Consider the following 7,414-nt stretch of genomic DNA (forward strand, 5'->3'; position numbering starts at 1 on the left):
ATCATCCGGCCAAAATAGTTTTGGAATTTTTCCTGGTAAATTTCTCGGGGCGAATAACAAATAACTGCCCCAGCATAACTCAAATTACCTGTCGCTGTTACCTCAATTCTAAGGACCGCAGTCTCAACGTGAATGAACATCTCTCTCCCTTGAATATATCCTTGTAAATCAGCTTTATAAAAGGTTGGATAGACTCCAATGGCTTGGCTGGGAACTGATCCTGATTCCTGCTTCAATAAGGAAAGATTGGTAAACTTCTGGTAAAGTCCTTGAGAGATATAATTAAAAAAATCATATCCATCCATCCAGCTCCCCTGCCAGGCGGGTAAAACCAGAAAAGAAACCAAACCAGATGGATCTTCATTGATGGTAATGATCCGGTTATACACATCAGCTTGAGCTTTCCAATTCAATGGATAATCAACATCTAACCCCAAAAGCAGTTTATCACCGGTTCCAAATTCTTTATAAGCATTAAACTTACCCCAGGCGATTTGCGGTTTTATTTCAACTGGTTGAGGTGTTTGCACCACCTGAGGCGTGGGAATAAGAGGCCCAATTTGGGTCGGTGCTGGAGGAGAAATGGTCGGGAAAATACCAGTTATCGTGGGTTGGGGTACTTGGCTTTGAAAAGGCAAAATAGGAGTCGGGCTTGGGCTTGGTAAATCTAACGACGGAAATTGTATGGTATTTTCTGCTGAAGAAAAAGCAATCAGCCACGGGTTTCCAATGAAAAATAAGCAAAGAATGAAAAGAAAATACTCTTTGACTTTCATTTAAATCTCCCCTCTTCATATCAGAATATGAATTTATTGATTAATTTTATTAAGTAGCTTTTCAGCCAGTGATTGATCGATTTTCTTTAAAATTTCATATTGTTTTGTAGCTGAGGCTTTATCACCCATCTGAAGATAAGTAATACCTAAATAATAATTAGGGGTTGCAGCCTCTGGATTAATATTAACGGCTTTTTGTAATATCTCCACTGCTTCTTGGTTTCGATCGAGATAATAATAAACATAACCAAGGTCATTATAGGCATAGATATAATCGGGTTTGATGTGAATAGCTTCTTGGTAAGCTTTGATGGCGTTTTCATACTGTTCAAGGCCTTCATAAGCAAGGCCAAGATTATAATGGGCATAATGATTTTCAGGATTGAGCTCAATCGATTTCTGAAGGGATTCAAGAGCTTCCTGGTATTTTTCCATTAAATTGTAGACACGACCAAGACTGTTGTAAGTGTCATAATCATCAGGTTTAATGCGGTTGGATTCTTGAAATGCCTGAATAGCGTTTTCATATTGTTCAAGATCTTCATAGGCCAGGCCAAGATTATAATGAATATTAGGATTATCAGGTTTTAGTTCCAAAGATTTTTTATACTCTTCTATGGCTTTTTCGGATTGATCCTGTTTATAGTAAAGAACTCCCAGATTGGTGTGGGCATTGATATAGTCAGGCTTAATAGATATAGCTTCCTGATAGGCATGAATAGCATCATCATGTTGTTTTAGATTTTCATAACAGAGACCGAGATTGTAATAATTGTTAGGATTGGTTGATTCTAAAACCAGAGATTTTTTATAGCTATCAAGGGCATTTTGATATTGGCTCAGGTCAAAAAAAAGATTTCCAAGATTATTGTAAGCATTCACATAATCGGGCTTAATAGATATAGCTTCCTGATAGGCATGAATAGCATCATCATATTGTTTTAGATTTTCATAGGATAAACCCAGGGTATTGAGAATAGCTGGATCGCTAGGTTCTAATTCAAGGGATTTTTTTAAAGCATCCACAGCTTTTTGGTATTGTTCCTGGTCAAAGTATAGATATCCAATGTTGGCATGAGCTTTGATGTAATCTGGCTTGATGCGAATGGCTTCCTGATAAGCTTGTAGTGCTTCATTGTATTGTCCCAGTTTTTCATAGGAAAAACCAAGATTATTGAATATGACTGGGTCACTGGGTTTTAATTCAGAAGCTTTTTTAAAGGCATCCACGGCTTTTTGATACTGTTCCTGGTCAAAGTGTACAAACCCCATGTTGCTATAGGCATCAACATAATTTGGATCCAATTCAACAGCTTTTTGGTAAGCAACCAGCGCTTCATCTAAACGAGCGAGGTTTTCGTAGGCAAAGCCCACGAGATTATAAGCCGTCGAATATTCTTTTTTTGGAAGGAGTTTGTCGGATAATTGATCGATTACTTCTTGATAAAGCTTTAATTGAATATAACAATACGCCAGTTGACCATAGGCAAAACCAAAATCGGGTTGAAGAGCAATTGACTGTTTTAAAAGATCTATGGCTTTCTGGAAGTCACCTTTTTCAATATGAACAGCAGCTTCAATTGATAAGTCATCCGAGCTAATTTGAGGAGAAGTGGTGGGTTGTAACGATTCAGTTGGTTGAGTTGTTACCGTAATTTGAGAGGTAGGTGTTGGTTGAGCTAATGGAGAAAACGAAGGTAAAGTCTCTTCTTTTTTCCAGGTTAGATTTTTAAAGAGAGATAAAAGCCAAGTTTGAGCAGATTGATAATTGTCAGCAGGCAACCATACCGATATAACTACTAAGGTGCCTTCATAAACCGCCAAAAGCTCAGCACGTTTTTGATTCTGGGCTAAATAAGAATAAAGAGTAAGCTTAGCCGGGCTCCCTTGGACACCAAATTGGCTGGTTCCATGAACTTGGTATTCCATCGTCTCAACCCGCCGATCATATTCTTTGAGATAGTCTTGATATTTTTCTGGAGTTGAAAAACTGGCAATCATGACCTGACCACTATCAGGTGTACTGCCTACCATCCCATCGGCTTCAGGAAGGAATCGATAAGGTTGGTTGAAGTAAAAATCTTTTTCAAAAGCATAGAGGAAATGAACTCCATCGGGAAGTTTGAAAGAAAATTTTTGATCCGGATCAGAATAAGAACCATCAATTATTGGTGTTTTCCCTTCCCAATTTATTCCTTTAAAAAGCCCTAATAACCAGGAGCTGGAAGGTTGATAAGCTGCAATTGGAAGATTAATAACCACTAATGCAACATCAATTTCCTGATAGGTTGTAACAATGGTGAGGAGCTCATCCTGTTCAGTTTTTCTCGAGTAAATTCTGATATTCCCGGTTTTACCGTTAGAGGTAATCGAACTTTCTCCCCGTAAAGCCATATCTTTTATATGCTGAGAGAGGTAAAGCTGCAAGTCTTGGGAAGATGGGAAACTACGTACTTCTAAATAGGCTTTTTCATTGGGGGTGCGGTAGTTTGCACCAATCATACCCCTATCTGCTACATAAGTCGAAAAAACAAACCCAGTTGGGAAATTAAGAGTGAATTTTCCTGACGGATCGGCATAAACCATAGAAGGAAGAGCTTGGGTTGGAACAGGAGTAGGGGTGATCTCCGGCGTTATTATTCCTGTAGGCAATGGAGTGGTAGTTATTTCAACATTAGGTGAAGGTGCAGTTTCTATATCGGGCGAAACCATTGGCTGTGCAATCTCTACTCCACTCATTTCAGCCAATTGTCGTAATATCTCAGTTCCTTTAAATCTTTCTAACTCCAGAGCATAATCAATTGCCTTTTTCCCCTCCTCGCTGATGACGGAGACATCGGCCCCCGAATCGAGTAATAATTTAGTAATATTAATATTGGAATTCATACTTATAGCCCCCATCAAGGGCGTCACATTCTTGGGTCCAATTTGATTAATATCAACTCCATTCTGAATTAGGGTGTGAATCACATCCTCATTTCTGTTTAGCATTGCTGCATATAGAATAGCTGTAAATCCATTCTTATCTTTTATGCTAACATCTGCTCCATGATCGATTAAAACTTGGATAACCTCCCCGCCATTGGTATCATTATTCTTGGCCGCCCAAATGAGCGGAGTGAAACCATATTCCGATTCGGTATCATTAATATACTCTTTGGCTCCGTTATCCAGTAAATATTTCACCAAGCTGCTCTCACTGGATTCAGCAGCCAGCATAAGAGCATTAATGCCCGACCAGCTTGTCACATTTACATTTGCACCAGCTCCGACCAAAAGAGTGACAATCTCTTGCCCTGATTCATTGAGCATCGCACTCATTAAAGGAGTCCACCCCAGCTCTTCATCTTGGCAGTTGATATCGGCACCATTCTTAATCGCTTCTTGAACTTCTTCGGGTGTTCCATACTCACAGGTAAACTGAAAATCATAACACGATAAACTATCGTTTACATCGGCTTGACGACTTTCATCATGAGTGGGAACTGAAGATGCCTTCTCTTCGGTTAGATCGGCTTCATTTATTGGAGAAGAAGGAGTTTGAGCCATACTAAAGGTCGATTGAGAACTAAGAACAAAAAAAATAACGAAAATCCAGATAACCAAGAGTTTCATTTTCATAGATATCCCTCTTTTTTGTTAGTTAGTTTAAATTAAAATACTTTATAGCAACTGTTTGACTTATAAAAGAATAATGCGTGGAAAGCTGAGGGTTTTATGGGGAAAAGTCATGTATTAAATATAAATTTATCAAAAGATTCCTTTGCTGGTTTCCCCTCTTTTTTATTATATCTCAAATTTAAAAAGGTGACGATAGAAGTCACTTACTTTTTAAAAACCAGAACTTGATTTTAAAAATATTTTTTAAATTTACTCTTTTACCCCTTGACAGATTCTCATGCCAGGTTGTGTCAAGAAATTACAATGTAAATACATTTTCACTAGTCCGTCATTCTGGGGAGCATATTGTGCGTCGTGAGAATCTCATCTTTTATACATTTTTCTTTATCGGATCTCGGGATAACCATTCAAAATAGAAAGTTACCCTCCCCGCCGCGCAGCGATATCCCTCCTAGGAGAGGAATTATTAAATATATTCCACCATTGAGGGGGGATTAAATGGGGGGTGTGCATTTCTCATTTTTTGTTTGATCACTTTTCACTGTTTCCAGTATTTTCAGGATAGATCCTCATACTGCCTAGCAGCACCAGGTGAGGATGAAAACCCAAGAATTGGGCACAATGAATTACACCCCTACATTTTTAAAATATTCTTTGGAAAGAGCTTGATTTATCAAGCCCGTGGGTTTTCAGGAGAGAAAGAAGGGTTTGTAATTTAAGCATGTTTATTATTATATTTAGTAAATAGGCCAATTAAAAAATTTTTATAAATACCTGTAACAAATTTTTTAAAAAAATGATATAGTTACTCAGTCAAAGCACACGTTAAAAAGTGCTAATACAATTAAAGGGGTAATTAAAATGACAGCAAAAAGACTTGTCCTTGTCAGCTTTGTAGTTGCTTTATCGCTTTCGCTCCTCTCGGGTATTGCTCTCGCTCAAACTACCAACTATGTGAATGCCATGGATACTGCCAAAATGGCAGATGAACTTAGTACTTTTGTAGCCGCCGTTGAAGCTGCTGGTCTTGGCGACAAGCTGAACAATGGCCAATACACAATTTTTGCACCAACCAACGAAGCTTTTGCCAATCTTCCCGAAGGAAAACTTGATCGGCTATTGTTGCCTGAGAATAAGCAGAAATTAATCGAAATTTTAACTTATCACGTTATACCAGTTCGTCTTTCTGTCGACGATTTCCGTGAAGGAAAATCCTATAAAACATTGAATGGTCATCTACTGAATGTTCTTTTTACCAATCCACCAATTTTAGTTAATAAAAAGATTAGTGTCATTACCTCTTTAGCTGCTTCCAATGCGATTATCTATTTTGTCGATATGGTTATTCTTCCTCCTGAAGGGAAACCAGCCAATTAATTGAATCTCAAATTATTTATTCCTAAAAGCCCTTTACTAATTCATTGGTAAAGGGCTTTTTTATTTAATCTTTAATTATAACCATATGGTCAATGATTTTATCTACTTCTAATCGGTATTGGTCAAAATACTGAGATTGATGGCTGAATGTTGTTATATAGACATTATCCTCAATTAAACACCATACCATGAGATATTTTTGAGTATCTTTCCCCAGCGGCAAAGCATATACCAGCTTATAAGCGGGAGCATTGGAAAATGTTATATAATCATCCTCAATTAATTCGGCACCCATTTCTTGTAATGTTTCTCGATTTTGTGAAATAAACTCAGATAAATTCATTTTTTCGTTAAAGAGCGGTGAATAACGGTAAGTAAACATCCCAACTCCATCGGGCAAGACTAAAATTACTCCTCTCTCTTGCGAAGTGTAATTCGTCCAGCTTTCAGGATACACGAATGATATTTCAAATAGCTCATCATAGAAGTCGGTCCAGCCCTCAAACAAATTTTGATTTTCTGCAGCAGAAAATCTATTTGGGAAATATACCATTATTAAAAGAAAAAGAAGAATAATGAAAACCATTTTTTTTATCATTGGCATACTCCATTTCTTTAAACAAAAAATTTTAAAGAATAATCTTTTTAAGACAGCTTGATTAGAGGCTGGATCGTATGGTAATAATATCGGCATCTTCAACATTTTCATCTTTTCCAGCTAACTTCCACAGTCCAGCTTGTTTAACCTTTTCTTCAGTTTCCAAGCGAATGAGATCAGAAAATTTCATAACTTCTGCTTTAATAAATCCTCGAGCTAAATCGGTGTGGATTTTTGCTGCAGCTGTTTTCATAGTTGCTCCTCGTTCTATGGTCCAAGAACGTACTTCATCTTTCCCAACGGTAAAAAATGAAATATAACCGATATGATCAAAAACAACTTGTGCTAACCGCTGGATTCCAGCTTTCTGAATACCTAATTCAGCCATAAATTCTTTTCTTGCTTCTTCATCAAGTTCAACCAATTCCGATTCGATTTTTCCTGATATAATCAAATAGGCAAAGTTTTGTTTGGTACATTCATCCAAGATTAATTGTTTTCCTGGAAAGTCATCTGCTAACAATTGTTCGTCATCGACATTCACAACCGTTATAATTGGTTTTAAGGTAAAACAAGCCAGAGATCCTAATACTTTTTTATCTTCGTTGGTCAATTGAAGACGAGAAGCAAAATTTCCATCCTCCAACTCCTTTTGAATCAAACCTAATAACACCTCTTCTCTTTCTTCTTCGGGAGTGGGTTTTTTCTTTCTCTTTTGCTCTTGCAGACGAAGAATTCGATTTTCGACGACTTCCATGTCCCTTATAATAAGCTCGGTTCGAAGAGCTTCTAATTGTTGTCGAGGCGTTTCGTTACCTAATGGGAAAGGAACTTGGTCGTTTCGAAAAGCTCTGATTACCAATAAGAGTGCATCAACATTTTGAATCATTTGAAATATTTTGTTTTTTTCCTTTTTATCTGCAGTCATGTCAAAGCTGGGAATATCAACAAAATCTAAAGTGGCATAAACTACCCGGAGTGGATTATATATTTTTGCCAAGGTATCTAATCTCTCATCTTTAATTCGAGAAATTTTTTCATC

General features: G+C 37.3%; 4 protein-coding genes and 1 pseudogene. 1 reads left to right on the forward strand and 4 read right to left on the reverse strand.

Going from position 1 to position 7,414, the window contains the following annotated elements; genetic code table 11:
• Both PLK24_RS06245 and PLK24_RS06250 read right to left on the reverse strand, forming a co-directional pair.
• A pseudogene (locus PLK24_RS06245) lies at positions 1 to 776 on the reverse strand (hypothetical protein); the annotation flags it as partial.
• 33 nt (positions 777 to 809) lie between these two features.
• Positions 810 to 4,397: a tetratricopeptide repeat protein gene (locus PLK24_RS06250; protein ID WP_324477361.1), complete on the reverse strand. Its 3,588-nt coding sequence runs from the start codon at positions 4,395 to 4,397 to the stop codon at positions 810 to 812.
• 861 nt (positions 4,398 to 5,258) lie between these two features.
• Between PLK24_RS06250 and PLK24_RS06255 the strand changes: the two genes are divergently transcribed.
• Positions 5,259 to 5,774 carry a fasciclin domain-containing protein gene (locus PLK24_RS06255; protein WP_324477362.1) on the forward strand — a complete coding sequence of 172 codons (516 nt, stop codon included), beginning with the start codon at positions 5,259 to 5,261 and terminating at the stop codon, positions 5,772 to 5,774.
• Positions 5,775 to 5,838: 64 nt separating this feature from the next.
• On the opposite strand, the gene PLK24_RS06260 is transcribed toward PLK24_RS06255, so the two are convergent.
• Entirely contained in the window at positions 5,839 to 6,372 is a 534-nt protein-coding gene (locus tag PLK24_RS06260; protein WP_324477363.1) for a PsbP-related protein, read from the reverse strand.
• Between the two features lie 61 nt (positions 6,373 to 6,433).
• A partial coding sequence (locus PLK24_RS06265; protein ID WP_324477365.1) for a DUF933 domain-containing protein occupies positions 6,434 to 7,414 on the reverse strand: 981 nt, incomplete at its 5' end.

Source organism: Atribacter sp. (genome assembly GCF_035418125.1).
GTDB lineage: Bacteria > Atribacterota > Atribacteria > Atribacterales > Atribacteraceae > Atribacter > Atribacter allofermentans.